At 58.9% G+C, this 26588-nt stretch carries 24 protein-coding genes and 3 pseudogenes; 19 read left to right on the forward strand and 8 right to left on the reverse strand.

All coding sequences use genetic code 11. The features are described 5' to 3' along the window. The first annotated feature begins 1 nt into the window (after position 1). The 9 genes and pseudogenes from glmS (at position 2) to ACVIGB_RS40055 (ending at position 6083) form a co-directional block, all read left to right on the forward strand. Positions 2-1828, forward strand: a complete 1827-nt coding sequence (glmS, locus tag ACVIGB_RS40015) for a glutamine--fructose-6-phosphate transaminase (isomerizing) (protein ID WP_456718535.1) — start codon at positions 2-4, stop codon at positions 1826-1828. 600 nt (positions 1829-2428) lie between these two features. Then, a pseudogene (locus tag ACVIGB_RS40020) lies at positions 2429-2677 on the forward strand (transposase); the annotation flags it as partial. A 26-nt stretch (positions 2678-2703) separates the two neighbouring features. After that, a complete protein-coding gene (locus tag ACVIGB_RS40025) occupies positions 2704-2871 on the forward strand; it encodes a hypothetical protein (protein ID WP_456718534.1) in 168 nt (55 codons plus the stop codon). Next, positions 2868-3023 (forward strand): IS66 family insertion sequence element accessory protein TnpB, encoded by a 156-nt coding sequence (gene tnpB / locus ACVIGB_RS40030; RefSeq protein ID WP_456718533.1) that lies wholly within the window; start codon positions 2868-2870, stop codon positions 3021-3023. Before ACVIGB_RS40025 ends, tnpB (ACVIGB_RS40030) begins: the two co-directional genes overlap by 4 nt. Positions 3024-3126: 103 nt before the next feature. Further along, the gene (locus tag ACVIGB_RS40035; RefSeq protein ID WP_456718532.1) at positions 3127-4365 is read left to right on the forward strand and encodes a tyrosine-type recombinase/integrase; all 1239 of its coding nucleotides are present in this window, start codon (positions 3127-3129) and stop codon (positions 4363-4365) included. After that, positions 4362-4688 carry a hypothetical protein gene (locus tag ACVIGB_RS40040; protein WP_456718531.1) on the forward strand — a complete coding sequence of 109 codons (327 nt, stop codon included), beginning with the start codon at positions 4362-4364 and terminating at the stop codon, positions 4686-4688. The genes ACVIGB_RS40035 and ACVIGB_RS40040 overlap by 4 nt, the downstream gene beginning before the upstream one ends. 74 nt (positions 4689-4762) lie before the next feature. After that, a complete protein-coding gene (locus tag ACVIGB_RS40045; RefSeq protein WP_456718530.1) occupies positions 4763-4897 on the forward strand; it encodes a tyrosine-type recombinase/integrase in 135 nt (44 codons plus the stop codon). 59 nt (positions 4898-4956) lie between these two features. Then, positions 4957-5118 (forward strand): hypothetical protein, encoded by a 162-nt coding sequence (locus ACVIGB_RS40050; protein ID WP_456718529.1) that lies wholly within the window; start codon positions 4957-4959, stop codon positions 5116-5118. A 674-nt stretch (positions 5119-5792) separates the two neighbouring features. After that, positions 5793-6083, forward strand: a complete 291-nt coding sequence (locus ACVIGB_RS40055) for a tyrosine-type recombinase/integrase (RefSeq protein ID WP_456718528.1) — start codon at positions 5793-5795, stop codon at positions 6081-6083. 3 nt (positions 6084-6086) lie between these two features. Here the strand turns inward: ACVIGB_RS40055 and tnpB (ACVIGB_RS40060) are convergent, their stop codons facing one another. Together tnpB (ACVIGB_RS40060) and tnpA are read right to left on the reverse strand one after the other, a co-directional pair. Further along, the gene (tnpB, locus tag ACVIGB_RS40060) at positions 6087-6284 is read right to left on the reverse strand and encodes an IS66 family insertion sequence element accessory protein TnpB (protein ID WP_456749291.1); all 198 of its coding nucleotides are present in this window, start codon (positions 6282-6284) and stop codon (positions 6087-6089) included. Beyond that, positions 6281-6685 (reverse strand): IS66-like element accessory protein TnpA, encoded by a 405-nt coding sequence (gene tnpA / locus ACVIGB_RS40065; protein WP_456718527.1) that lies wholly within the window; start codon positions 6683-6685, stop codon positions 6281-6283. Before tnpA ends, tnpB (ACVIGB_RS40060) begins: the two co-directional genes overlap by 4 nt. A gap of 149 nt (positions 6686-6834) precedes the next feature. On the opposite strand from tnpA, the gene ACVIGB_RS40070 reads away from it, so the two are divergent. Both ACVIGB_RS40070 and ACVIGB_RS40075 read left to right on the forward strand, forming a co-directional pair. After that, positions 6835-7242: an IS4/Tn5 family transposase DNA-binding protein gene (locus ACVIGB_RS40070; protein WP_456718526.1), complete on the forward strand. Its 408-nt coding sequence runs from the start codon at positions 6835-6837 to the stop codon at positions 7240-7242. Then, entirely contained in the window at positions 7242-8285 is a 1044-nt protein-coding gene (locus ACVIGB_RS40075; protein ID WP_456718525.1) for an IS4 family transposase, read from the forward strand. Before ACVIGB_RS40070 ends, ACVIGB_RS40075 begins: the two co-directional genes overlap by 1 nt. A 437-nt stretch (positions 8286-8722) precedes the next feature. Here ACVIGB_RS40075 and ACVIGB_RS40080 read toward each other — a convergent pair whose 3' ends face one another. Beyond that, complete coding sequence (locus tag ACVIGB_RS40080; RefSeq protein ID WP_283805538.1) at positions 8723-8845, reverse strand: hypothetical protein; 123 nt, start codon at positions 8843-8845, stop codon at positions 8723-8725. A 321-nt stretch (positions 8846-9166) separates the two neighbouring features. Between ACVIGB_RS40080 and ACVIGB_RS40085 the strand changes: the two genes are divergently transcribed. The 3 genes and pseudogenes from ACVIGB_RS40085 (at position 9167) to tnpC (ending at position 11464) form a co-directional block, all read left to right on the forward strand. Then, positions 9167-9967 (forward strand): effector protein NopP, encoded by an 801-nt coding sequence (locus ACVIGB_RS40085; protein WP_456718524.1) that lies wholly within the window; start codon positions 9167-9169, stop codon positions 9965-9967. A 497-nt stretch (positions 9968-10464) separates the two neighbouring features. Next, positions 10465-10521, forward strand: a pseudogene (locus ACVIGB_RS40090) (hypothetical protein); the annotation flags it as partial. Positions 10522-10621: 100 nt separating this feature from the next. Further along, positions 10622-11464, forward strand: coding sequence for an IS66 family transposase (gene tnpC / locus ACVIGB_RS40095; protein WP_456718523.1), 843 nt, complete (start codon positions 10622-10624; stop codon positions 11462-11464). Between the two features lie 89 nt (positions 11465-11553). Here tnpC and ACVIGB_RS40100 read toward each other — a convergent pair. Next, positions 11554-11862 (reverse strand): annotated as a pseudogene (locus tag ACVIGB_RS40100) (transposase); the annotation flags it as partial. Between the two features lie 893 nt (positions 11863-12755). On the opposite strand from ACVIGB_RS40100, the gene ACVIGB_RS40105 reads away from it, so the two are divergent. Together ACVIGB_RS40105 and ACVIGB_RS40110 are read left to right on the forward strand one after the other, a co-directional pair. Beyond that, positions 12756-14720 carry a glycoside hydrolase family 127 protein gene (locus tag ACVIGB_RS40105; protein ID WP_456718522.1) on the forward strand — a complete coding sequence of 655 codons (1965 nt, stop codon included), beginning with the start codon at positions 12756-12758 and terminating at the stop codon, positions 14718-14720. A 445-nt stretch (positions 14721-15165) separates the two neighbouring features. Beyond that, a complete protein-coding gene (locus ACVIGB_RS40110; protein ID WP_456718521.1) occupies positions 15166-16011 on the forward strand; it encodes an Effector protein NopP in 846 nt (281 codons plus the stop codon). A gap of 855 nt (positions 16012-16866) precedes the next feature. Here ACVIGB_RS40110 and ACVIGB_RS40115 read toward each other — a convergent pair. From ACVIGB_RS40115 to dctA, 4 genes are all read right to left on the reverse strand, one after another. Further along, a complete protein-coding gene (locus tag ACVIGB_RS40115; RefSeq protein WP_456718520.1) occupies positions 16867-17253 on the reverse strand; it encodes a response regulator transcription factor in 387 nt (128 codons plus the stop codon). 103 nt (positions 17254-17356) lie between these two features. After that, positions 17357-18013 (reverse strand): response regulator transcription factor, encoded by a 657-nt coding sequence (locus ACVIGB_RS40120; RefSeq protein ID WP_456718519.1) that lies wholly within the window; start codon positions 18011-18013, stop codon positions 17357-17359. Continuing rightward, entirely contained in the window at positions 18010-20688 is a 2679-nt protein-coding gene (locus ACVIGB_RS40125; RefSeq protein ID WP_456718518.1) for a PAS domain S-box protein, read from the reverse strand. Before ACVIGB_RS40125 ends, ACVIGB_RS40120 begins: the two co-directional genes overlap by 4 nt. A 1074-nt stretch (positions 20689-21762) precedes the next feature. Further along, entirely contained in the window at positions 21763-23067 is a 1305-nt protein-coding gene (gene dctA / locus ACVIGB_RS40130; protein WP_456718517.1) for a C4-dicarboxylate transporter DctA, read from the reverse strand. An 896-nt stretch (positions 23068-23963) separates the two neighbouring features. Here dctA and ACVIGB_RS40135 point away from each other — a divergent pair. The 3 genes from ACVIGB_RS40135 (at position 23964) to ACVIGB_RS40145 (ending at position 26578) form a co-directional block, all read left to right on the forward strand. After that, positions 23964-24407 carry a hypothetical protein gene (locus ACVIGB_RS40135; protein WP_456718516.1) on the forward strand — a complete coding sequence of 148 codons (444 nt, stop codon included), beginning with the start codon at positions 23964-23966 and terminating at the stop codon, positions 24405-24407. Between the two features lie 419 nt (positions 24408-24826). Then, positions 24827-25822 (forward strand): aromatic ring-hydroxylating dioxygenase subunit alpha, encoded by a 996-nt coding sequence (locus tag ACVIGB_RS40140; RefSeq protein ID WP_456718515.1) that lies wholly within the window; start codon positions 24827-24829, stop codon positions 25820-25822. Between the two features lie 3 nt (positions 25823-25825). Continuing rightward, the gene (locus ACVIGB_RS40145) at positions 25826-26578 is read left to right on the forward strand and encodes a GntR family transcriptional regulator (protein ID WP_456718514.1); all 753 of its coding nucleotides are present in this window, start codon (positions 25826-25828) and stop codon (positions 26576-26578) included. Positions 26579-26588: the final 10 nt, after the last annotated feature.

Consider the following 26588-nt stretch of genomic DNA (forward strand, 5'->3'; position numbering starts at 1 on the left):
TATGTGTGGAATTGTCGGCATCTTGGGGCGTGGTCCGGTCGTCGGGCAGTTGGTCGCTTCGCTCAAGCGATTGGAATATCGTGGCTACGACTCCGCAGGCCTTGCGACGCTCGAAGGGCTACATATCGAGCTCCGGCGGGCTGAAGGTAAGCTGAGAAACCTTGAGGAGCGGCTGCGGTATTGTCCGCCCGCGGGTCATACCGGTATCGGTCATACCCGCTGGGCGACTCATGGAAAACCGACCGAGAGCAATGCTCATCCGCATGCTACGGAAAATGTCGCGGTCGTTCATAACGGGATCATTGAAAACTTCCGCGAGTTGCGAGCCGAGCTGGAGCGGGATGGGGCCAACTTCCGCTCAGAGACGGACACGGAGGTGGTGGCGCATCTCGTCGAATCTTATCTCAAGAATGGCTACTCGCCGCAGGATGCAGTGCAAGCCTCGCTCCCGCGGCTGCGCGGAGCCTTCGCGCTTGCATTCCTCTTCAAGGCCCACGACGACCTTTTGATCGGTGCGCGCAAGGGATCGCCCCTCGCGATCGGACATGGCAACGGCGAAGTGTATTTGGGGTCGGACGCGATCGCGCTCGCGCCGTTGACGGACACCATTACCTATCTTGAAGACGGCGACTGGGCCGTGCTTACCCGCGCGATCTGCGTGATCTATGGCGCAGACGGCTCCGTCGTCCAGCGGGAGACATCAAAGCCTGGCGTATCGTCACTCCTTGTGGATAAAGAGAACTATCGCCATTTCATGGCCAAGGAAATTCACGAGCAGCCGAGAGTGGCGTGCAAAACACTGGCGCATTATCTTGATACCGCAGGCGAGCGCGTAGCCTTGCCGCTCGCATTGCCGTTCGATTTTAACTCCATTCAGCGCATCTCGATTACCGCGTGCGGAACGGCAAATTATGCCGGTCACATCGCCAAATACTGGTTCGAGCGGTTGGCTCGCTTGCCTGTCGAAATCGATGTCGCCTCCGAGTTCCGCTACAGAGAGGCGCCTTTGCGCCAGGGCGATCTCGTGATCGTCATCTCGCAGTCCGGCGAAACCGCTGACACACTAGCTGCGTTGCGATACGCCAAGAGCCAAGGCCTGCACACAATATCTGTGGTCAACGTCCCGACGTCGACGATTGCGCGCGAGAGCGAATCCATGCTGCCGACGCTGGCGGGGCCAGAAATCGGCGTCGCTTCTACGAAGGCATTCATCTGCCAGCTGATGGTATTGGCGGTGCTTGCCGTCGCAGCAGGAAAAGAGCGCGGTAAGCTGTCAGAGATCCATGAATCGAAGCTCGTGCGCGAGCTCATCGAAGTGCCGCGGTTGATTGCTGCGGCGCTGTTGATCGAGCCGCAGATCGAAAAACTCGCGGGTGATATCGCCAACTCGAGGGACGTGCTCTATCTCGGCCGTGGCACGTCGGCCCCCCTGGCGTTGGAAGGCGCACTCAAGTTGAAGGAAATTTCCTATATCCACTCAGAAGGGTATGCCGCCGGCGAGCTCAAGCACGGACCGATCGCCTTGATCGATGAGGCCATGCCTGTGGTGATGATTGCGCCTTACGACGAGCTCTTCGAGAAGACCGTATCGAATATGCAAGAAGTTGCAGCTCGCGGCGGCAAGATCGTTCTGATCACCGATGCGAAGGGCGCTTTGGAAGCGACGCTAGACACACTCATGACCATTGTGCTGCCGGAGATGGTCGCAAACTTTGCGCCGATGGTCTATGCCATTCCGCTTCAGCTCTTGGCTTACCATGCCGCCATCGTAAGAGGCGCGGACGTAGATCAGCCACGTAATCTCGCCAAATCGGTCACTGTCGAATGAAGCCGCAGTGGTAATATCGGAGCCTCCCGGGCTGTTGGGTTTGCTTTCCGTTGTGTTGGTCGTGGATGACGGAGCCGGACAAGTTCTCGATATAGTTGCATCCGAAGTTGCTTGTAGCTTCTGTCTGGTTGCGCGCTCACGCAATCCTGGTGCGCCGCCCCTGGCTCCGCTGATCGGCCAGACAGGTGAGCTTCGAAGGAGAACGATCCCGGCATCAACAGGTCAATCATAGACCGATTAGCTGGACGAGCAGATTCAATCTTGTTTGGGTCATCATCGTAACCCCTGACTAACGCCGATGGGGGCCAGGCCCCCCTTTCTACAGGGCCAAATCAGCCTGAAGCCGATTCAGAACCGATGCTCGGTATCCTCGCGCCCTTGCCGAAATCGACGAGCAGACCGGCGTAGGGAGCTTCGGGCTCCTCCGCCGCGGCTAGCTCATTAGCAGCGCGTAGGCGCGGCAACTGACTTTTTTCAAAATGCCAGCATGCGCGCCATGTCGGCCAACTTGAGCATGGTGAGCGTCATGCGGAGACCACGCCTGAAGGTTGATCTGGTCGGCTAGGAAGATCTCGCGGAATGGTTTGTCGCGAGGTCACAATGTCCAAGGATAGTCGTAAGGATAGCGATAAGGATAGGCATATACCTATCCTCGAACACGGCGCTGACACGCTGCAGCGTGTCGAGATCATCACCGGGACGGGCCGGCGTCGGCGCTGGTCGACCGATGCAAAGGCGACGATTGTCGCGGAGAGTTTTGCGCCGGGTGCGAGCGTGTCCGCGGTGGCGCGGCGACACGACATCAGTCCAAGCTTGTTGTTCCTGTGGCGTCGCCAGGCCACGCGGTCGCGGTCGCGGAGCACGGGGACAGAGGCATGCCAGTTGGCTTTGTGCCGGTCGCGATCACCGACCGTGGCGGCCCTTGTGAGGAGCATGCGACGATCGAGATCGAGGTCGGCGCGGTTCGCATCCGTGTTAGGGGGACAGTCGACCGGCAGGCACTGTGCGAGGTGCTGGCGGCGGTCGGGACGGCTGGTCGATGATCGGGCTTCGAGCTGGGTTGTCGATCTGGATTGCGACGCAGCCGGTCGATTTCCGCCGCGGCATGGACTCGCTGGCGATGCTGGTGAGCGAGGCCTTTGGAGCCGATCCGTTCTTATGTGTCGGACGAGATTATGTGGCGGAGGCGCCCTAACGCCAGCCAGGGCCGGCCACGGCTGGATTCCTCCGCCACATAATATTTTGTGCCCCTCGTGCGGACGTGGGATCCACCTGCGCCGTTACGCCGGAGGGGCACAATGCTCGAGTCCTATTTTTCGTACCGTGGGGTGCTTAAACGCCTTCGTGACGGGGCGCTCGGCGCCGAGATGGATCGCATCGCGGGGCACTTTTTCTCGCTCGGTTACAAGCAAGCATCCGCTAAGCTTTATCTGAGCCGGATCGCGCGGTTCGGCCGTTTTTCTGCAGCGCATTGCGGTTCACGGCCGATCGGCGAAGCTATCGTCGATAGCTATCTACGCACATTCACCACGGACTCACCGCGGATTGCGGCAGTGTCTGCGCTCCAACACGCGCGACGGGTGGCGCCCGAACGATTCATTGCCTCGACGCCCATTGTAGTCGATGATCCGGATGCTCCGCTTTCGCGCTTCTTTTCTGACCATCTGAGCAGGGTACGAGGCCTTGAGCCAAGGTCCCGCGATGGCGTTCTCTTGGGCGCACGGCGCTTTCTGGATTGGCTCCGCCATCGCCATCCTGGCCAAGACCTCGAGGCGTTGACGGCAGAGCATATCCTTGCCGCTGTCGAGTATCGGCTGTCACTCTCGGCGACCTCCGGCACTCGCACGGCGGCTATCTCTCACATCCGAACGTTTCTCCGCTTTCTGCATTGGGGTGGCCACCACGAGCAGGATCTGGCTCCCGTCATTCCAAGAATGCCATATTGGCGACTGGCCCATTTACCGCCCCGGCTTTCGTGGGATGATGTTCGCCGCGCCATCGATGCGATCGGCAAGGCGACGCCGATAGACCTTCGCGATCGAGCTGTCCTGTTGTTGCTCGCCACCACAGGCATTCGCAACGGCGAGCCACGCGCTCTTCAGCTCCGGGATATCGACTGGCGAGCTGGCGAGGTTTTTGTCCGGCGCACCAAGGGCAAGCGTGACCGAGTGGCTCCGCTCATCGAGGAGACCGGCGCCGCGCTCGCCGACTACGTCCCACGGGCTCGACCGAAGGTCGATAGTCAGCATCTGTTCCTGTCCTTCACGCCGCCCGTGGGACCATTCAAGTACGCGTCGTCTGTTTCGAGGATCGTGCGGAAGCGGTTGCAGCATGGTGGGATCGAACTCGGTCCCGTCGGAGGCGCACATCTCCTGCGCCACAGTCTAGCCACCCAGCTCATGGGGCGACGAAGGCCGATCAACGAGGTCGCCGATCTTCTAGGGCACCGGAGCATCAACACAACGGCGCTGTACGTGACGGTCGCGGCCTCGCAGCTCGCTGAGGTCGCGCTCCCCTTTCCGGGAGGCGCCGCATGACCGCCTTCGCCGCATTCCTCGACGACAAGGTCGAGCGCTACATCGAGCTGCGCCGCTCCCTCGGCTACGCCTTCAACAAGCAAGCCGGCACGCTGCGGGCTTTCGTTCGCTACGTCGAGCGATCTCAGCTGGGTGCGCCCGCCACCCGGACGATGGCGCTGGACTTCGTCCTGTCGTTCGGTGGCGCCGCCAACAGCCGCGCGGTCCGTCACGGCGTGCTCCGCCGATTCTACGGGTATCTGGTCGTCTACGCCCCCAGACCGAGGTCTTGGAGCGCAAAGCTTTCCCGCGGTCCAGGGCGATTCCGCCGCCGCGCATCCTAAGTGAGGCTGAGCTGACGTCGCCTATCGACGCATGCAACTTCATTTCGCCAGGGAACCCTCTCAGGGGCCGCACGATGGCGACGCTAATCGGATTGTTGGCCAGCACGGGGTTACGATCGGGCGAAGTGGTCAGCCTTGATCGCGGCGACGTCGATCTGACCAATGGGGTCGTCCTTGTCGGTAAAACCAAGTTCTGTAAGACCGCCTGATTCCTGTTCACCCAACGACCCAGGCAGCTCTTCATCGATACGCCCGTGAGCGCGACACCGTGTTTCCCAGGCCCAAAGGCGAGGCCTTCTTCCTCAGCTCGCGAGGCTGCCGTCTGTCGGCGACCGGCCTGCAAAGCAACTTCGCTAAGGCCCGCAAGCTCGCGGGTCTTGACAATGGCAAGCCTCTGCGACCGCACGATCTTCGGGCCGGTTCGCGGTGACCAGGCTCAGGCTGTGGCACCAACGGCGCGCAGACGTTCAAGCACTGCTGCCCTTAGCCTCCTCCTCAAGTCCTGCAAATCGATGGACGCCTTTGTCATCTCGTCCTTGCCTTCCTTACGTTGGAGACGTCACAAATGGCAGGGCGCCTTTGCTCCACGGACATTACTCCGCTTCCTCGCTACTCCGAACCCAGCCGCCAACCTCTCGCCTTCGGCCGATTTCCCGGTGTCGCCAGTTATACGGCCTACCTTTCTCCGTCGATTTCTCGCCGGGACGAGGAGGGTTTCTCCAGTTGCTCAGCATGTCCTTGTCACCGTGCCGTCGCTTCTACCCCGCCGAGATAAACAGCCGTATCGGTCAGTGTTCGGCTGTTCACGCTGCCTTCGCCCCGCGGCTGCGGGCTCGGCCCTCGGATTTGATCATTTCGAGGCCACAACGCGTTCACTGTTGTTACAGCCCGATGACTCGTGGATCCCCCTCTAGGAGACCTTGTCGATAGGCTTCAGAAGTTCTGTTTCCATCTCCTCTGCTATTCAAACTACGGGGCTCTGACTTCTACCCCGGCAGGACTATCTCCTGCTGAACATGCCAGCTTTACCTGGACACACAACCGCGGCCGATCTTCGTCGGGGTCCACAGCGAGCGCCTGACGCGTTTCGGCGCGACACACATCGTGCGGCGTGCCGCCTCCCAGTCCGGGTCCACGACGCCAAGCTTGGAGGGCAAGCCGATATCGCCGCACATCTTCCGGCATTCCCTCGCCATGAAGCTTCTCCGGTCAGGCGTGGACCTCCTGACGATCCAGGCCTGGCTTGGCCATGCTCAGGTCGCCACAACCCACCGATACGCCGCTGCGGATGTCGAGATGATGCGCCGGGGACTCGAGAAGGCGGGCGTCTCAGGCAACCGCAGCGCGCGCTTCCGGCCGAACAACACCATCCTGCAACTGCTGGCCAACATCTGATTATTATGTGGCGGAGAAGCCCTGGGTGGCCGGCCCTGGCTGGCGTTCGGGCGCCTCCGCCACATAATCTCGTCCGACACATAAGTGCGGGTCTCGCTTGAGGGCTTCCTGCACCAGCAAGCCCAATGAGTTCACGCCGCGACGCATATCGGTGTGACCGGTCGCAATCCACACCCGCAAGCCCGACGCAATGGGGATCACCGTAGGCGCCCATCTGCCAGCGCCGCCACGGCGGCTTTCAGCGTCGCCGCGTCGACCGCACCCGTGATCCGCATCCGAGTTCCGCTCGCAAACTCGATCTCGATCGCCCCGCCGCTGCTGGCCGGCGCGACTGGACAAGGCGTCGGCTCCGCGACCACCATCGCCGGTACGAAGCCAGGTTGATCGGCGGCATCCTTGGGCTCAGGTCGAAACGACCGTCGCCATCGCAGCAGCAATGAGCGCGAAACGCCATACCGCCGCGCTGTCGCCGCGACCTGGCGCGACGCCTGTAAGCTCTCCAGGACGATCTTGAGCTTCTCGTCCTCGGACCAGCGCCGCCGCCGGCCCGTGTCCACCACCTCAAGCCGCTCGACTTGGGCACTGCGCCTATCACTGTCCATAAGGACAGTTCTCAACAACGCGCCTCATTCGGCAAGGCGCCCTTCACCGGTCTTCACCGGCTTTCAATTACCCACATCTTCTGGCGGGCTTGCCCAATGTGAATCGGGCGTGATTCTGTCCATGACGCCGAATCACTGGGGCGTCATGGATGAATGTTGGATCGGAGCCCGGCGCGGCCGGCTGGCAAGATGCCGAGTCGGCTGCAGCGAGTCTTCCGGATAAGCGTTTGCAACGTCGTTTACGGCGGTTCCTGGAGCAGCTTTCCGCCGCACCGGGTAAGCCTGTTCCAGCGGCCTGTGGCGATTGGGCTGCGACGAAGGCGGCCTATCGATTTTTCGATAATCCGCGCGTCACCGAACACGGCGTGATGGTGGGACATTTCGCTGCGACTGCAGCGCGTTTCAAAGCCAGCGAAGGGCCTGTCCTGATCCTTCAGGACACGACCGAGTTCATCTACAGTCGCGAGTCGCCCGGCAAGATCGGGTACACGAAGACCATCAACGCTGGGCGCTATAAGGCCGGACAACCCACCACCCACACTTGTGCGGTGTGTTGATGCATTCGAGTCTGGTCGCCACCACCAGCGGGACTCCGCTCGGCCTGTCGGCGGTGAAGTTCTGGACCCGCAGCAAATTCAAAGGAACGGCCGCGCTCAGGCGGCTCGTGAACCAAACGCGCGTGCCGATCGAGACCAAGGAAAGCTATCGCTGGCTCGAGAATCTGCGCCAGTCCATCGCGCTTATGGGCTCGCCCGAGCGTTGCGTGCACGTGGGCGACCGGGAAAGCGATATCTACGAACTCTTTTGCCTGGCGCAGGATCTCGGTACGCGGTTTCTTGTGCGCGTTCAGACCAATCGGCTGGCCGAGCCACCACCGGAAGCCGCGCCGACGGATGCGGCCCATCGTGTCTTCGCCCAACTCGCCGCGGTCCCTTGGTCTGGTCGCCACCAGGTCGCGATTGGCGGTGAAGATGGCGAAACTGCTTGCTTGCAGATCAAGTTCGCCTCGGTGAAGACATTGCCGCCTGTCGGCAAGCAAAAGCGCTACGCGCCGCAAACCCTCGTCTACATTCATGCCATGGAGGTTGACCCACCTTCGGATCGCGATCCGATCGACTGGAAGCTTGTGACCAATCTGCCCATCGACGATCTCGCAGCCGCTGTCGAAAAGCTCGACTGGTACGCCTTGCGCTGGAAGGTCGAGGTCTTCCACAAGATCATGAAATCTGGTTGCCGCGCCGAGGATGCGAGATTGCAGACTGCCGAGCGGCTGGTGAAGCTGCTCGCCCTCATCACTGTCGTCAGCTGGCGCATCTTTTGGATCACCATGTCCGCGCGCGCTCAACCGGATGCGAGACCTGAGACTGTCCTCACCCCTGCCGAGATAGAAACACTCGACCGCATCGATGCGGCGCGTTCCAGACCGCGCATCGTTCGCCGAACGCTCGAAACTTACCTTTTGCAGATCGCCATGCTCGGCGGTTATCTCGCTCGCACACGCGACCATCCCCCAGGAAACATCGTCGTCTGGCGTGGTCTGACCAAATTCCAAGATGTCGCCTTCGGCATCGCTATCGGTTCAATCCGAAGATGTGGGTAATTGAAAGCTTCACCGGACGGATACCAACGAACTTGCGGGCGCCATCGCTTAGCGGCTCCTTGTTGAGCCGAACAGCCGCGGCCCCTTCCTGTTTATGAACAGCGTCATCACGTTGCGGGCTGATTGCGGCGAGGTGATAGTGCAGAAAAAATCGGAGGTGACTGCCGACCCCTCAGGGGCCGCTCGTCGTTATAATGTCTGCCGATGTCTCCACTTTCTTTCTGGCAAGGCACAGGAACGAATAAGCATTGACGCATTCGGCCCCTGCTCTGAGTCTAACGCGCACCAGGATGTATGACACCGAACTTCGCAATTACAATTAATCGACTACTCAAGATCGGCCCGTGGTCAGGCTTCACCCGCCCTGAATGGCAACGCAGAGCCACTGAGTTTGGTCGCGTTCCATGCCAAGCCGCACCGCATCGAAAAGATCCTGATCACGGAAACGCCTCAAGAAAGCAACGAGTAAACCCTTGCTCGTGCTTCAGGTGGATGATCCGATCGAACCTGGCGCGAAACAGGTCGCCTTCCCCCGTCGTTTCCGGCTTCTTCGGGCGCATCGCGCGCCTCCGCTACGAAGGAATCACGGCTGGCTATTCTGCAGGCTTTCCGGCCTTCCGCCGTGAAAAGCTTGCAGTCTCGTATCGCAGCGGGGCCAAAAACCGACTCTCACTCAACGGCTTGGACACTTCTTCACGGACGCACTTATGAAGACGCCCCGGCGAGCGCGGCGCCGGACTGCGCGCCTCGCCCTGTCGTTTCACCGAATTTAGTCCTCCCTTTATTTGCCCGCGTCAGCTTACGGACAGCTAAGCTGCTTATCAGCGGAGTCAGGTCTAACGACCTGAACACAATGCAACATCCATAGGAGTGTGGTCGTCATGTACGGTCGAATTAACAATTGGTCGGATGTTCCATCCGATGATGAATATAATCGGGCAAGCTCCCCGGAGCACGGGAATGCCGACGACTTCGCGGACGCATTCTCTAGAATGCGATTGCAGGATTCCGACGCCAGCTCATCCTCGGGTCCAAGTTATTACAACAATCCAAGACCTCCTATTATCGAGATCAACCAAGAGAGATTCCGGCGAGAGGTGAGGACTTTTCATGGCGAAGAAATCGATCATATCGCCAACAATCCACAGGAATACTCACAATTTGTATCCGAAAGGGCTAGGCGCACGGCGGACGTCGCTAGGGATTTTGGCATCCGAAGAGATTCGGACGCCGCCCGATATTACAGCTACCAACTCGGAAATAGGAGCGTCGGTCTCCAAAGAACGGAAGGCGGATTTCCTATGACTGACTTCAACAGCCAAGGCTGGCGAGAACAGTTTCCCGGTCGAACTGACGTCACGTCCATCGTGGATTTCCAGGTTGCTCATCCGCTCGTTTCGAATGCCGGCGATATTCTGCTCGAGCATCAACTTCGGCAAGACGGCGAACGGCCTCTGGTGAACTGGCGTCCTGCGAATGACGATGCGAGAACCCGTGCAGAACAAATGGGCTTCGTCCATGTGGACCGAGACGATATGGTACTTGACCCAACCCGGTCCGGACCCTGGAGCTACAGGGATGGTGAATGGCAGCGTGATACCCAGCATTCGACGTATCTCTCCAAATACGCCAGCGATACTGAATCATCGTCAGAGTCCGACTCGGATGGAGACTTTATGTGACGTGAGATCTCCACCAATCCATGAACGAGGTGGACTAGGAGCGCAGACCAACCGACATCTGCGGCTTACGATCAAGACCTAGGATCGAACCCGGGTAGCGTTATGATATCGCTGCGTGAAGGTTAGGCAGCTTGCTGATCGGTGGGCTCGTCGGCTTGGCGCGGGAGCTTCCATTCCCAGGGCAGCAATTCGTGCAGACGCGAAGCGGGAAGGTCGGCGATGGCTCGGACTGCAAGCGTGTGCCGATGCGACCTGTGGATCAGCCGGTACGACGTGGTTGATCATTATCAAGAGGCGTTCGTCACTCATGCGGAGTTGTTGTAGAATTACTCTGCATGAGTGGTTTGCCTTCCGATCCAGCAATGCTCCGACAAACCGTGATGGGGCTATCGTCACGGCTTGCAGCGTTGTCGGAGGAATGCAGCACGCTGGCAACCGAGCGTGATGCAGCGATCGCTCACCGCGACGCTGCGATCCAGGAGAACGACAAGCTCCTGATGATCCTGTCCCAGTACAAGCGCGCGATCTTCGGTGCGCGCTCCGAGACACTCGATATCGGACAGCTGTCTCTCTTCACCATCAGCGCACAGGCGGCTCGTGCCGCCGCCAACGACGATGTGATCGGAGGCGGGCTGCCTGACGGAGCGGAGGGCCGTGGAAAAGCGACCGGCGCGACGCAACCGCGGGAAGCTTCCGGAGCATTTGCCGCGCATCGATGTCGTGATCGATATCGAGAGCCACAGCTGCCCCTGCTGCGGCGAGCAGCTGCACAAGATCGGGGAGACCGCCAAGGAAGCCTTCGACGTCATTCCGATGCAGTACCGGATCAAGCGCATCGTGCGTCCGCGGTACGGCTGCCGGGGCTGCCGCCAGTATGTGGTACAGGCACCCGCGACCCAGGCGATTGACGGTGGAATGGTGACGGAAGCCTTGCTGGCCCACGTCGCGGTGACGAAATATGGCTACCAGCTGCCGCTGTATCGCCAGGAACAGATGTTTGCCGCCCAAGGCGTCACGCTCGACCGGCAAACACTGGCCTCGTGGATGGGCCGCCTCGCCTCGTGGCTGAAGCCGCTTCACGCGCTGTTGCACCACGCGGTGATGTCCTACCCGCGGCTGTTTGCCGACGAGACGCCGCTGCCAGTCCTCGATCCCGGCCGTGGCAGAACCAAAGTCTGCCAGTTCTGGGCGATCGCCACCGATGACCGCCCATGGGGCGGCCCGGCGCCGCCGGCGGTGATCTACGTGTTCGCCGAGGATCGCAAGGCGATCCGCGCCAAGCGGCTGTTCGGGGAGTACCGCGGCATCCTGCAGGTCGACGTGTGTGGACGCCCCAGTGAATGCAAGCAAAATATAACTTCGGAACAGGCATGTGGTCGGGTGCTGACGTGTGTCCGGCCTCGTAATGCGACCTCGACACGTCGCGGGCCCTTATGGAATGCGTGGATTGGATCCAATTCGGCTACGCGTGCTCGCTGGCACTCATCGACCTGTTGATTCTTCCAATCCCAGTCCCTGACCGATTGCCCATAACCCTCCGTTAGACCTTACCACATTCCCGACGTCTCTCCGCTTCTGGCCTTGCGTTAAGCAACGCCAGACGCTGGAGCCTGGTAAGCGCCACCGCGGACCATCAAGGCCCAGGCGATACGCGCCATTTTGTTCGCTAGAGCGACCGCGATTAGCTTTGGAGGCTTCTTCGAGAGCATTCTTGCCAGCCAGGATCCTGCTGGCGGTCCATAGCGTCTTGCCCATCGCACAACGGCGGTCGCACCAAGCACAAGGAGGCGTCGCAGATCTCGCCGGCCCATCCTGGAGATCTTGCCGAGCCTATCCTTGCCTCCGGAAGAATTCTGCTTAGGCGTGAGACCAATCCAGGCCGCAAAATCGCGCCCCTTCGCACCCGCTGCAGTGCGGCTTCCGCTGCAAGGCGCTCACCAGCAATTCCGGCACCCACGAACAACGCCTCGATCTTCCGAAGCTTCTCGCGCAGCTGCGACTCGCTGGTCATTCTGATCCCCGTTGCCCGCTCCGAACCGGGATCAACCCATCATCGCGCGCCAGCGGCGTCAATCATCCCGACCGCGCCATCCAGAGCACTCCGCGCATGTCAAGCCCGGGAACCGGTGATCCTCTCGTGACGCTCACTGAGCATGCGCTTCGACCCGTCGGGATTGCCTAGGATTAACGTCCCAGTGTCTCCGTTGAATCCTGCGTAGCTGCGGCCCATTCGATCCGACTTGGGTTTCACGCGCCCTGCGGTCCGCCCACCCGCTACGCGTCATCAAAGGATTGTTCGAAACCGGACATTCCCGCGCAGCGTATTGAAGGCCTCGGATCAGGTGCGGGCGGCTGGTCGCGACGAAAGGAGCGGCGTTCCGGCTGTATCTGCGGCGGGCGAGGGTCGTGGGCGATTATCTGCCCGGGGACAGCCGATCGGTTCGTATACCAGGATCGACCCAGCGCTGCGGCGATGCGGGATTTAGCTCGACTGGTAAATCCGGTTGGTTGGGCGGACCAACGGGCGCTTATCGCTGAGCCGCAGATCGGATCGACCAGAAGAACAGCCCTCATTCTCGGCATGGGAATTGCTGGCCCGCTCCTCGAACAAGCCGCTGCCCGCACATGTCTGGTCGTACGACGCCGCAGGAGAACCCTCTCCATTTCTGTCACTGCAACGCTCGCTTCCGGAATAGGACTGTGCAGCCGGCCGCAACCCCTGCAACGCAATCATGGTGAGTTGGCTTGCCTTGCTAGGCGCCCTTCCGACCCACCAGGGAGGAACGAAATGAGTGAGCGGAATGTGGCCGAAATCGATCTTCACAACCTACACGTCTTGGATCCGCTGATTGGGAAATGTCAGCAGTTGGTAAGGGAAGTGGCAATTCCCTACCAATGGGAGGTGCTGAACGATCGCAATCCCGAGGCGATACCGAGCCACGCGGTGGAGAACTTCCGCATCGCCGCAGGAGATGCGAGAGGCGAGTTCCATGGAACGGTTTTTCAGGACAGTGACGTCGCAAAATGGCTAGAGGCGGTTGCTTGGTCACTATGCCAGGCACCCAATCCAGAGTTGGAGAAGGCTGCCGACGAGCTGATTGAATTGATTGCGACCGCCCAATGTAGCGATGGCTATCTTAACACCTATTTCATACTGAACGCGCCTCGGGAGCGCTGGAGCAACCTAGCGGAGTGCCACGAGCTTTACTGCGCCGGCCATTTGATTGAAGCGGGTGTCGCTTTCTTTCAGGCGACTGGCAAACGGCGATTGCTCGAGGTTGGTTGCAGACTTGCTGACCACGTCGACACGGTTTTCGGCCCGGAACGCGATCAGCTACATGGCTACGATGGCCACCCGGAAATTGAACTTGCGTTGGCGCGCCTCTACGAAGTGACGCATGAGCAGCGATATCTCACGCTAGCCAATTTTTTCGTGGAGCAACGCGGCTCGGAGCCACATTTTTACGACATTGAGTACGAGAAGCGCCGGCAATCCTGTGCCACCGAATCAGGCGGCCTGCCCTGGATGTTAAAAAACAAAGCATATAGCCAAGCGCATTTGCCACTTTCCAAGCAGCGGACTGCCACCGGCCATGCGGTTCGCTTTGTATACCTCATGACTGGGGTAGCGCATCTTGCGCGTCTGCGTCAGAACGATCAGCAACGTCAGACTTGCCTACGGCTGTGGCAAAACATGGTGCGGCGCCAGATCTATATCACCGGAGCCATCGGCTCGCAAAGCGCGGGCGAAGCGTTTAGCTGCGATTACGATCTGCCGAACGATACGGCGTACGCGGAAAGTTGCGCGTCCATTGGCCTAATGATGTTCGCGCGTCGTATGCTGGAGATGGAGCTGGATGGTCAATATGCCGACGTGATGGAGCGCGCGCTCTACAATACCGTTCTCGGCAGTATCGCGTTCGACGGTCGTCATTATTTCTATGTTAACCCGCTCGAAATGCATCCCAAAACGCTGAGGTCCAATGGCATTTATAATCATGTCTCGCCGGTGCGAAGGCCCTGGTTTGGCTGCGCATGCTGTCCACCGAACATCGCACGGCTTTTCGCATCGATTGGTCATTATATCTATACGCTCCGCGCCGATGCGCTCTATGTAAATCTCTACGTCGGCAATAGGGTGGAAATGTCGGTCGGCGGGGCTAAGCTGCGACTGCTCATGAACGGCAACTATCCCTGGAAAGACGAGGTGGAGATCGCCGTCGAATCCGCACTGCCAATTTCTCACACGCTCGCTCTGCGCCTACCACAATGGTGCAGCGCGCCGGCGGCGAGCCTGAACGGAGAACGTATCAATTGCGAGCCGCGAAATGGCTATTTGCACATCCACCGGACATGGAGGCAGGGAGATCGCGTCAAACTATTGCTGCCGATGCAAGTGCGTCGCGTCTACGGCCATCCGCAAGTTCGCAATTTGGCCGGCAAGGTGGCCATAGAGCGTGGCCCGTTAGTTTATTGCCTTGAGGAAGTCGACAACGGGACCGAGTTACACAACGTTTGGCTTCATGCAGACAGCCAGTTTTCGCTTGTCGACGGAACTGGTCTCTTCAAGGGCAAGATTTTGCTGCAGGCTGACGGAGTGCGACTGCAACACACGCAATCCGAAGAAACGGCACTTTATCACTACGACAGGGTGCCTGGACAGCTAGAACCGCAGCGGTTGACATTCATTCCGTGGTTCAGCTGGGCTAACCGCGGCGAAGGCGAAATGCGGATTTGGATAAATGAGCGCTGACGCTGACAAAGGGCGCGCTTCCACGAGCCGCAGTTAGATAGGCGATATCGCCGGTCAAAGCCTGGACATCGTCAATCTATTTAAGACGACCCGCTTACGACCTGCACTGAACCATCGAAACGAAGAACAGGATATGAGGCGGTGCGGTGGGAGTTTGGAAAGCCAACGATCCGCTTGGAGTCAGCAGGCCAACATCGAACGATCCAATTGTTCGTGAAGAGGCATTCTGGGACTTGCTCGCGGCCTCATCAAACCTACTGAGCGCCAATGGCTTGAGCGTACGCCGTGCTCGTTTGGAAGCAAGCACGGTGACAAGCCAGAGTGAAGTACGATTAGCGGGATCCACGCCAGGTTTTCGTAAGCCAGGCTGCCTATCAGCTCCACACGGCCTAACAGGCCTTTGACCAAGTGCAGAAATCTATGCCCGACGGGAGCACCAATCGCCATGTATAATCGCATCAACGGCTCGTACTACTACCAATCACCGCCCTTTGCCGAAGCTGACGAGCAAGCGGATGCAAACAGCTTTGCGGATGCGTTCACCAACATGCTGTTGGGCGAATCTGGGTCAAGCGGCAGCTCATCATCAGCAACAAGACCGTATTCGCTGGTTTCAACTCCTCCTGTGATAGAATTCAAAGATCGCAGATCATTCCGGGAAGCCGCGAAGCCCTATCATGGCGACGAAGTCAAGTACCTCGCCGATAACCCGCAAGAGTGCTCCGACTTCGTGTCCGCTAGAGCAAGGCGAACTGCAGAAGTTGCCGAAGACTATGGAACAACCCGAGATTCCGACGACGCGCGATACTTCAGCTACCAGTTGGGGAACAAGAGTGTCGGACTTCTAAGAATGGAGGGCGGCGACAGCATGACGGAGTTCGACGTCAAGAGATGGCAGCAGCTATTTCCTGGGCGAACTGGGACTACATCAACTGTGGACCTTCAAGTCGTTCATCCGCTTGTCGAGAACGCCGGCGATATCTTGCTTGAGCACCAGCTCCGAATGGACGGCGAAAGGCCATTGCTCAATTTGCGTCCGGCTAATCCAGAAGCAAGAGCCCGTGCGGCAAAGATGGGGTTCGTCGAGGTTGATGAAGACAACATGGTTCTCGACCCAGAAAAGTCGGCCAATTGGATAAGGAACAGTGATGGTGAATGGCAGCGGAAAGGCACCACTGGCCGGTACCTTTCAAAAGCTGACGACAGTGACGGTAGCGATGACGAGAATGCAGTAAGCTCGTCAACGTACGACTACGAGGACGATTTCATGTGGCGAGAGGATCTTACATAAGATCGTCATCTAGACTATTTAGCGCCGCTCTTCGGAAAATCTTGCGTTAGTAAGCGGCCTATTGCGGCCGCAGCCCGTAGAGAGCCTGCTGGCTTCGAGTCCGTCGAGAGTGCAGCCGCGTCGCCGGGTTTAGTGCCTACTGAGCAGCCGATCCGATGCGCAATGGAATGGCTCGCATCCGGTGATGGGCTGCGTCGGATCAGACCAAGATCCGCCTGGCCGCCGTTAGGCTGCCGGGCGTTTCGCATGAGTATCTGGGCGGCTTGGCTGTGCTTGTACACCATCTAACATGGGCAGGAGTTGGGGAGGGTCGAAGAGGCCACCATAAGGGGTGGTCTGAAGAAAAGCGCGGAGCGATGCCAGGCACCATAGACAAGCAGGGCAAAAATATGCCGACTGGCGCCGTAGCCGAAGGAGCTCGCGCAGAGCTTTCGCGCGCCAATCAATGTCACCCAAAACACGCATGATTTCTCACGATGGCCCCACAGAGAGCTTCTGAGTTGAACGAAGCTCTTTTGTTGCGCCAGGCGGTATGTCGCAATCGCATTTAGCTGCTACGAATCTGAGCGAAGAAGCGCTTGAGCTTGTCGAATAACTTCTGCGCAAGGTCACCTGAAGTGCCAAAAAGCAGAGACGAGCGGCGTCTAGAGGTGCCAAGTATACCGACTCTTGGTGGCAACGTCGTTCTGAGCGGCCTGATGCCTGGTGGACAGCTCACGGGCCAAGAAGGCAATACGACCTCGACTGCCGCTGGTGCCACCTGATTTCGGAGAGCCCGCTTCAATAAGATCGCGCCGAGCTCGCGACCGGATCTCAACATTCAGGGCTGAAATGACTCGCCGCCGGCTGTTCGTTTCAAGTGCGTCCTCCGTTGCGGTTTTCCTTCAGTGCGGCATCGAGGTGCTCGATCAGTGCATGTCCGGCGAAGGGCTTGGCCAAGAAGCCAATCGCTCCTGCGCTCAAGGCTGAGGCGCGCACGCGGTCGTTCGGGAAGGCAGTAATGAAAATGAACGGCACCCCGTAACCGCGAGTCCGCATTTCCGCCAGCAGGTCCAAGCCGCTCATAACCGGCATCTGCACGTCCGTAATTACGCAAGAGGTCTCGTTCAACCGCGGCGATGTCAAAAAATCCTCCGCCGATGTAAATGTTTGAACGATGTAGCCGCGCGATTTCAATAGGTTCTCCGTCGACGCACGGACAGATGCGTCGTCGTCAACGACAGAAATCAAAGGCGTGGACAAGACAATCCCTCCTGGCGCGGGAATAACGGTTGCCGAGGCATTAGCGACCCTGGGCGAAAAGTGGGCTCGAGTGACGAAATTGTAAAATCATACTTAGGTTTGTTCAGGACGATTTGGCGCCGATCCCTAGAGTCTCAGCCGTTCTGATCAGATCGGCCAGCGAGCGGGCACGCATCTTTCTCATTACGTGTCCCCGGTAGATCTTGACCGTAATCTCGGCGAGCCCAAGCTCAGCGGCTACCTGCTTGTTCATCAGGCCGGCAGCGACCAGCTTCATCACCGCTTGTTCGCGCGGGCTTAGGGTCTCAAATAGGGACTGCAGCTTCGCGACGGTTTGCTGGGCCTCCCGTCTTTTGCGGTCGCGCTCGGTCGCAGCGATCACCGCGTCAAGCAATTCCTGATCGCGAAACGGTTTGGTAAGAAAATCGACCGCGCCTCCTTTCATCGCCCTGACGGTCATGGGAATGTCGCCATGGCCGGTAATGAAAATGATCGGAATATGTATGTTCAACTTCGCCAGCTCAGTTTGGAACTCCAGGCCGCTCAAGCCTGGGAGCCGGACATCAAGAACCAGACAGCTAACAACATCCGGAAGTGCGCTCTGCAGCATTTCGCGGGCCGATCCAAATGCAGCGACGTCCAAGCCTACCGATCGAAAAAGGTTGATGAGCGACCGACGCATGGAGATGTCGTCCTCGACGACGAAGACGGTCGCCGTTGTCGAGGCCTCGGGTTTGCTGGTTGGCGAGCGTCGCGTCACGAGACGACCTCCTCATGCAACGGCAGGGCAAACTGGAAGGTCGCGCCCGGCGGCTGCTTGCGCACCACTGACAGCCGTCCTCCGTGAGCTTCAACGATCGACCGGCAGATCGAAAGACCCATTCCAAGGCCGCTGGACTTCGTGGTGAAGAAAGGATCTAGCACGCGGTCAGTATCATTCTCGGCGATCCCGACGCCCCAATCTGTCACGGCCACCTGCACATGCCCCATATCGTCCATAGATGACTGAATCAGCAACTCACGCGTCCGGTCCGTGACTGCGTCCATGGCTTCGATCCCGTTCATCACCAGATTGATCATCACTTGTTGCAGCTGAATCCGGTCACCGAGAATCATAGGCAGCGCTGCCGTCAGCTCGGTTTTTAACGCCACCTGGTGGCTCACCAGCTCTCGTGTCACCAGCGCAATGACGTCCCCAACGACCTCATTGATATCGAGCGGCACCATCTCGATCTCGCCCTTCTTCGCAAGAGCGCGTGCGCGACGGATCACTTCGCTTGCCCGTATTGCGTCATCGATGATCCACTCAACCGAAGAGCGCGCCGCGCAAAGATCAGGAGTTTCGCGGCCCATCCAACCGAGGCACGCATCGGCGTTGTTGATAATAGCAGCGAGTGGTTGGTTGATTTCATGGGCAATGGAGGTTGTCAGCTCTCCTAACGTCGTCACACGTGTCACATGCGCAAGTTCCGCCTGTGCCTTCCGCAACTGTTGTTCGGCTTGATCTGCGCGAATAATAGCAGTGATGTCGGTGCTGACGCCGCGGTAGCCAAGGAACTTGCCGTTCGCATCAAAAAAGGGCTTGCCGCTCGTCCGAACGTAGATCGGAGATCCGGTCCGGTTGACAGTACGGTAGACCAGATCCCGGAACGGCAGATGCGCCTCCAGTGTGGCCCGGTGCTGCCGCCACTTCTCAGGTTCCTCTTCCACATCGCACGCAATGTCCCAGCGGAGCAGACCCATCAATCCTGTCGCTAAGATTCCCGCAGCGCTGGTGTGCTCGGACAAGCGCGTAACCTGGTGATCCGGCCCAGTCTCCCAGAGCCAATCGGAAGCCGTCTCAGCGTAATCGCGAAAGCGTTGCTCGCTTTCGCGCAGCGCAGCCAGTGTTTTTTCCAAGCGCTCTCTGGCGGCGTATTGCTCGGTCACATCCATATGCGTTCCGATCAGTTCGCTCACGCAACCATCGTTGCCGACCACGATATGCGCAACGGAGTGTATGCGCCTCATCCCGCCGTCTTTCAGAAGGATTCGAAAATCATACTCGAAGCGATCTTCCTTGAGCTCGATAGCCTGGCGCTGCACCTCCTGGAGCCCGGGGAGATCGTCTGGATGGATGCGCGAGCGAATGGTCTCTATTGATACAGTCTCTTGCGGATCGAACTCAAACAGACGATCAACCTCGGTGGAGCGATACACAAAATCGAGCCCATGAACGTCCCAGGACCAACTGCCCGTGTGACTGAGATGCTGGGCTTCGGCGAGATAGGCCTCACTGCGGCGCAGCTTCTGCTCTGCTTGCCGCTCCGCGGTAACATTCGTCGCTGCTCCGACAAACTCAATATCACCGCTGGCTGTTCTCGTGGCTCGTGCCCGCGCATGGATGTGCTTCACCGAGCCGTCCGGCAGCAGCAGCCGGTATTCATGTTCGAAATCCTTCGGATCTCGCATCGCCCGATCAATGACCTCTTGAACCGAAGCCCTATCATCTGGATGGGTGCGCTCGACGACGAGGTGCGGCGACGGAACGGTCTGCGGGTCCAACTCAAATATTCGAAACGTCTCCTTTGACCAGAAGACCTCGCCGGTGACGACGTTCCAGCCGAAGCTGCCCGTATTGCTCAGCTCCTGCGCCTGGGCCAAATGTGCTTCGCTCCGCTGCAGGGCAGACTCGGTCCGCTTCCGTGCCGTGATATCTTCGCAGGATATCAGAACAATGGGCCGGTCATCAGCCCAGAGCATGGCTTTGGCATTTTCACGTACCCACAGTACCGAGCCATCGTTCCTGACTTTCCGGGCCTCCCAGGTCCGCGATTGACCGATATCTTCAAGGCAGGCGCGAATGCATTCGCGAGCTAACTCGCGATCCTCCTCCAAAAAGACTCCCAGGATGGAATGGCCGATCAGTTCGGAACGCGCATAGCCGAGCTGTGCCGCGCCGAACGTATTGGTATTGAGGACGGTACCGGCTTCGTCGACCATGACGTACATGGCCGGATTGTGTTCAAAGATTGCTTGCCAGCGTTTCTCGCGGTCCTCCAAATCGGCCGCGCTGATCCGGAGTTTGGCTGCGGCCTCACGCGCGGCTTGGCTTTCCTGGCGGACTTTTCCGATCAGGTGCGTTCCGATGATCGAGACAATGAAGAACGCAACGACCACCGGAAGATCTTGTGGGTCATCGATCCGCAGACTGAACGCTGGCGGCGCAAAGTAGTAAGCCAGAGCTACGATGGCCACGACACAAAGCGCGGATGACGCGATGAGGCTGCCCATCAACGAAAACAGCAATACGACTAACAAATAGGCGAACGCCGTCGCAGCGAATTGCGCGTGAAGGTACAAGCAAGCCAGCGTTACCACGGCCAACGTTATGCTGCCGAAGGTAAACTGAGGAGCTGAAACTTTGAAACTGCTGATCTGGCTACGTATTTTCATACCGTCCGGCCTTTTCTCCGGCGGGAGAGCTATAACATTTTAGGCAAAAATGGGGCAATCCTTTCGCTGCCGACAGACGTTCGTGAGCGGGTCCGGGATTGAATGCCTTCCATTGAACTCAGCACGCGCCGAAGGAAGACGCATTACAAACGTACGTATAGTTGTCCTAAACCTTTCAATATTCCGCGCTGACCTCTGTACAATCGAGGCTGGGTTGTCTGCTTTCCTCCGCCGCCGGTGACCTCGGGGCAGGCATTCGAGCCTGCGGCCGAGGACCGCCGCCGCGACCCAGTGGCACCCACGACGAGGACAAGGACTTCAGTTCAGCCAGGACGTCGCGGCCGAAAAAGCAGGCCCCTCGTCGAACCCGGAAAGGCAAGGTGCAAGCTGCGGGACCACGCATCTCGCGATCGATCATGCGGAAGGGAGCGCAATGTAATGCGCCGAGATAGCAAGGCGAAGTTATGCAACTGCTATCTATGCCTCGCGGCCATGTCCGCCCAGGCTCGGTGCCGACGAGACGTCAGCCGGAATCGAGAGCGCGTATATGACGCCGAGCCGACACTTGCTTCTGCGAGCTGCCTCGTCTCAGTCAAGGTGCCAATCTAGTCCACGCTGATCACATCCATCGCGATCTGATACGCACGGTAGTACTGAGTTGCACGGAAGACGCTACCGCCTCGTCGGCCGGGCGAGGCAAGTGTGTTGACCACGCACATGGGCATTTGTGGGCAGGCCAACACCTTGGTCCGTCACGCTGGATACGTTCTTTCGCAGTCTTACTGTCTGGCTCGGCAATGTTGCACAGGCGCTCGGCTGGCCAAGAGCCTTGACCTTGAAAGACCACGCTTGAAATGACTTTCTAAAATTGCAGCTCCTTTCTCGCGTGCGGTAACCTTCACAGGCTACTGCCGGGGCGCGACGCGGAGCAAGAGCTGCGTTCTGGGGATGCCGTGGGAGAAAGCTCCGATTCGCAGCTCAAGCGCTGTGCCGACCTTGAACTACGAAGAATCGTGAATGCGGTTGCGCTTGGATTCGACGCGTCTTGCAATGACGGCGACCACGATCCGGGGCCTACCTCCTTGTGTCGACAGTGGTGGGCCGGTTGAGCCGAGCGTCCAGCGTCGCGTGCTCTAGCTCGCCTTCCCACCAGGATACGAACACGGCTGCAATGCCATTGCCAGTGATGTTGGTAAGGGCGCGTACCTCGCTCATGAACTTGTCGATCGAGAACACGATTGCCATACCCGGTACCAGCGCCGGGTTGACGACCGACAATGTTGCGGCGAGCGTGATGAAGCCCGCGCCGGTGACGCCGCTTGCCCCCTTGGAGGTCAGCATTGCCACGAGCAAGATCGTGAGCTGTTGGCCAAAGGTGAGATCGACTCCGAGCGCTTGGGCAATGAACAATGTAGCAAGCGTCATATAAATGTTGGTGCCATCAAGGTTGAAGGAGTACCCAGTTGGGACCACCAGGCCGACCACGGGCTTGGAGCAGCCGAGCCGCTCAAGTTTCTCCATCAATTGCGGCAGCGCGCTTTCCGAGGAGGAAGTGCCGAGCACGATCAAAAGCTCGTCCTTGATATAGACAATGAACTTGAAAATCGAAAAGCCGACGATGCGCGCGATAACACCGAGCACCACCACCACAAAAAGCCCAGCCGTTACGTAAAATAGCGCGATCAGACCGATCAGATTGCCGAGCGCCGCCGGCCCGAACTTGCCAATCGTGAAGGCCATGGCGCCGAAGGCCCCGATCGGAGCTGCTTTCATGATGATGGCGATTACGCCGAACACCGCGTGCGCGGCGTCGTCAATCATGCCGCGCAGCCGCTCCCCGCGTGCTCCCAGCGCCATCAGAGAAAAACCGAACAGGATCGCGAACAGGAGCACCTGCAAAACATCGCCGCGAGCGAACGCGCCAACCACGGTATCGGGAATGATGTTGAGGATGAAATCGACGCTCTTGGAGGCTTCGGCTTGCTTGACGTAATTGGCGACCGCTGCAGCGTCCGGCTTGACTGCAAGGCCATGACCGATTTGGACCAGATTACCCATAATAAGGCCCAACAGCAGCGCAAAGCTGGAGACGATCTCGAAGTAGACCAATGCCTTGACGCCGACGCGACCGACTTTCTTTGCATCCTGAATGTGCGCGATGCCCGATGCGACGGTGCAGAAGATGATCGGTGCGATCACCATCTTGATGAGTTTGATGAATCCGTCACCGAGCGCCTTGACCCAATCGTTGGTCGCGACAGATGGCCACAGCCAACCGACCAAGGCACCAACTACGATGGCGATCAACACCTGGATGTAGAGGATCTTATACCAAGTCTGCGACGCGCGCGCGGGTGCCGCGGTTGCCATGGTGGTCATGACGCTTCCTTCCCGAATATACTCGAATGCAAGCCGCCGCGTCGTTGAGAGGCGACAGCATCATGCGAGGCTCGTTGTTTTAGCCGTGTCCGATTGAAGACGATCCGCGAGGCGGCGCGTCATCCCAAAGGCAGGCGTCCAGTTACGTTATCTTTTTTTGCTAAGCAAGATATGCACCAGAAGCCCGATCTGCGGCCAATCAAGTGTTCGCGGATAAACTCGCCATTGGCTCGATCCAAATGCTCGCACCGCGGTCGCAAGCCCGAACATGACGTGGCGGCATAATACGCATCTTTGGTCGGCTGAGCGTAGTGTGGGCACTTCTCGACCTAGAAGCCTAGCGTGATCGGTATGCGCTGACTGATAAGATTGATGCGACACTGCGTGAGATTGGTAAAATCGATAGTTTCGATCGTAGGCATTCACGCAATGGATGTCTGGCAAATCGAAGATCTAGAACCCGATTGCCTGCAAATTCTGAGATGGAAGCGCTGCATTTTCGCTAGCGGCAAAGCATGTCCGTTCGCGGGGCATTTGTCTCCAGGTGATGCGACCGCACAGTTCAGCAGAAGGCGGACATCTGCTTGTGCGTACAAGAGCTCGCAGAGGTCTTCCAAGAAGAAGCAATCTTATGACCCTTGAAGTCCTTCCGTCTGTTGCCGATTTCAGTGACAACGTGGCACCTCAAGACGGGCTACCGTCGCCGCTGCTCGGCCTCGCGGTTGGCCAGGGGTGTGGCGCCACCGGCGTTGACATAGGGGCTTCAAATCGAATGAGAACACCGCACATGCTGCGAAAGCTCCCGCATGTAGGCGCGCGCTACAGAACCGAATCGTCGTTCGATGAGAATCTCCGAGCACGGGCGCATGCAGCGAGGCTGCCGCGGCGCAAGATGAATGGGCGCACTGTTTCCGTGGTTTGATCGGATTGTTCAAGCATGCGCGATGCTTGAGCAACGCGCCTTCACGCCATCCGTGCGCATTGGGGGAGGGGCTGCCACTATCGTAAATAGTGCAGAGGCGCGCTTCGGCAAATTGGCGGAGGCCATTACCGACTGTCGCGGCCGCTTGCACGGACCAATGGCGCCTTCAGCTTGGGTGTCGAATGTCGCCCATCGGATTTTGCTATCGCTTCGGGGCGCGCTTCTGCATGATGTCGGCATTAATGAAGTGCTGCCATTCGCGCTGCCCATTTCACCTGGAGGTATCAAGCTCGATCCGATCTCGGCTATCGCGCGGCTGCTGGGCACGCTGGAGGTTGCGCTTATCTGGAGCCGCACGCTTGAGAAGCGCCGTGCATATGGCGCAGGGCTGCCAAAGATCGCGGGCGCGACGCACTAGATGATTCGAGAGTGCGGGCCGGTCTCGGCACTATGGCCTCCACGTCCGATCCCGGCAAAGGGCGAGGGCTGTACTGCCGGCCGGGCAGTGCCCGGTGCTGATCAGGCTAGGGACCCAGCAGATCGCCATATGAGGACAGCGCAGATTGTGGGGCGAGATGCGGTCGGACATGCGCGCCGGCGAGGTCGAACTCAGCGGGTACTGCCGTTTTGCCGCGCGCTAACCCAAGCTGATGAGTCAATCTAGGACCATTTCTGTATACATAATTTCTGAATTTTCCACTCAACTGCGTATCTAGGGCCACACTTCAACCGAAGTTACTGACTATTGTATACATAAAGTGTCCAGCTTGGAGAGGTTGATACATGGGCCAGTGCTTTCCGATGAACGTCTAGTACGCGGCCGCTTGGGATGCCGACGTGAAGCAGGCCTTGTTGCCGCGCACGATCTGCGGCAGGCACGTGGTGATGTATCGGCGCACCAATGGCGAAGTGGTAGCGCTCGAGGACGCCTGTTGGCATCGACTGGTGCCTCTCTCAAAAGGCCGCCTTGAGGGCGACAGCGTCGTCTGCGGCTATCATGGTCTGAAATTCAACGCGCAGGGCCGCTGCACCTTCATGCCCTCGCAGGAAACGATCAATCCCTCCGCCTGTGTGCGTGCCTATCCCGTCGTCGAGCGCCATCGCTTCGTCTGGCTATGGATGGGTGATCCGGCGCTAGCCGACCCGGCCTTGGTGCCGGACATGCACTGGAACGATGATCCCGCTTGGGCCGGCGATGGTGATACCATTCATCTGAAATGCGATTATCGTCTGGTTATCGACAATCTCATGGACCTGACGCACGAAACTTTTGTGCACGGCGCCAGTATCGGCAATGACGCCATCGCGGAAGCGCCGTTTGACGTCACTCATGGGGAGAAGACCGCCACCGTGACGCGCTGGATGAAGGAGATTACCGCGCCGCCATTTTGGGCCAAGCAGTTGCAAAAACCTGGTCCGGTGGACCGCTGGCAAATCATTCGTTTCGAAGCCCCGTGCACGATCAATATCGACGTCGGTGTGGCGCCCACTGGAACCGGCGCGCCCGAAGGCAATCGCGCTGCAGGCGTCAATGGTCTTGTGTTCAACACGATCACGCCCGAAACGGAAACGAGCTGCCATTATTTCTGGGCATTTGTGCGCAATTATCGCTTAAATGAACAGCGCCTGACCACCGAGCTCCGCCAAGGCGTTTCTGGCATCTTCCGTGAGGACGAGGTCATCCTCGAGGCGCAGCAGCGCGCGATTGACGAAAATCCTGACCGCGCCTTTTACAATCTTAATATCGATGCGGGCGCGATGTGGGCCCGCCGCCTGGTAGACCGGATGATCGACGCCGAGAATCCATCGCACAGTCGGCAGGCCGCGGAGTAGGGCATGGCCGAGCGCGAAAGCGATCGCTCCGTCTCACAAACTGTACGTGCCCAGCTCAGCTTGCGCGATCTGATCCTGTCCGGCGACTTGCGGCCGGGCGAGCGGATCTCCGAATTGCAGGCTGTTGAGACGACCGGCGCTTCGCGCACCCCGGTGCGGATGGCATTGGTCCGCCTGGAGGAGGAGGGACTTCTGGAAGCGATTCCTTCTGGCGGCTTCATGGTGAAGACGTTCTCCGAGCGAGATGTCATGGATTCGATTGAGCTGCGTGGCACGCTCGAAGGTCTCGCCGCTCGTTTTGCAGCCGAGCGCGGTGCTTCGTCGCGCGATCTCGAGCCCCTGAAACGATGCCTTGACGAGATCGACGGCGTGGTGCGGCAGGATCCAATCTCTGTGGACGCTTTCTCCTCCTACGTCGCACTCAATGCGCGCCTTCACGCCATGTTGACCGAATTGTCGGGTAGCCCGCCCTTGATCCGGCAGGTGGATCGCGCCTCCGCGCTGCCCTTTGCCTCCCCAAGCGGCTTTGTGATGACCCAATCGACACTGCCGGACGCGCGCGACACGCTCATGATTGCGCAAGATCAACACCGCGTCGTGATCGACGCAATCGAAAACCGCGAAGGTGCGCGCGCTGAGGCGATCATGCGCGAGCATGCGCGAGTGGCGGCGCGCAATTTGCGCTTAGTGCTCCAGAACAAGACGCATTTTGACCTACTGCCGGGGCTGGCGCTTATCAGGATGGCAGGCGAGTAAAGAAATCTGC

The organism is Bradyrhizobium sp. USDA 4341 (genome assembly GCF_054063755.1).

Excerpts from the sequence above, each read along its gene's own strand:
- glmS (WP_456718535.1), top strand. The coding sequence starts at position 2 with ATGTGTGGAATTGTCGGCATCTTGGGGCGTGGTCCGGTCGTCGGGCAG.
- ACVIGB_RS40025 (WP_456718534.1), top strand. The coding sequence starts at position 2,704 with ATGCCAGTTGGCTTTGTGCCGGTCGCGATCACCGACCGTGGCGGCCCT.
- tnpB (WP_456718533.1), top strand. The coding sequence starts at position 2,868 with ATGATCGGGCTTCGAGCTGGGTTGTCGATCTGGATTGCGACGCAGCCG.
- ACVIGB_RS40035 (WP_456718532.1), top strand. The coding sequence starts at position 3,127 with ATGCTCGAGTCCTATTTTTCGTACCGTGGGGTGCTTAAACGCCTTCGT.
- ACVIGB_RS40040 (WP_456718531.1), top strand. The coding sequence starts at position 4,362 with ATGACCGCCTTCGCCGCATTCCTCGACGACAAGGTCGAGCGCTACATC.
- ACVIGB_RS40045 (WP_456718530.1), top strand. The coding sequence starts at position 4,763 with ATGGCGACGCTAATCGGATTGTTGGCCAGCACGGGGTTACGATCGGGC.
- tnpA (WP_456718527.1), bottom strand. The coding sequence starts at position 6,685 with ATGGACAGTGATAGGCGCAGTGCCCAAGTCGAGCGGCTTGAGGTGGTG.
- ACVIGB_RS40070 (WP_456718526.1), top strand. The coding sequence starts at position 6,835 with ATGAATGTTGGATCGGAGCCCGGCGCGGCCGGCTGGCAAGATGCCGAG.
- ACVIGB_RS40075 (WP_456718525.1), top strand. The coding sequence starts at position 7,242 with ATGCATTCGAGTCTGGTCGCCACCACCAGCGGGACTCCGCTCGGCCTG.
- ACVIGB_RS40080 (WP_283805538.1), bottom strand. The coding sequence starts at position 8,845 with ATGCGCCCGAAGAAGCCGGAAACGACGGGGGAAGGCGACCTGTTTCGC.
- ACVIGB_RS40085 (WP_456718524.1), top strand. The coding sequence starts at position 9,167 with ATGTACGGTCGAATTAACAATTGGTCGGATGTTCCATCCGATGATGAA.
- ACVIGB_RS40105 (WP_456718522.1), top strand. The coding sequence starts at position 12,756 with ATGAGTGAGCGGAATGTGGCCGAAATCGATCTTCACAACCTACACGTC.
- ACVIGB_RS40110 (WP_456718521.1), top strand. The coding sequence starts at position 15,166 with ATGTATAATCGCATCAACGGCTCGTACTACTACCAATCACCGCCCTTT.
- ACVIGB_RS40125 (WP_456718518.1), bottom strand. The coding sequence starts at position 20,688 with ATGAAAATACGTAGCCAGATCAGCAGTTTCAAAGTTTCAGCTCCTCAG.
- dctA (WP_456718517.1), bottom strand. The coding sequence starts at position 23,067 with ATGACCACCATGGCAACCGCGGCACCCGCGCGCGCGTCGCAGACTTGG.
- ACVIGB_RS40135 (WP_456718516.1), top strand. The coding sequence starts at position 23,964 with ATGGGCGCACTGTTTCCGTGGTTTGATCGGATTGTTCAAGCATGCGCG.
- ACVIGB_RS40145 (WP_456718514.1), top strand. The coding sequence starts at position 25,826 with ATGGCCGAGCGCGAAAGCGATCGCTCCGTCTCACAAACTGTACGTGCC.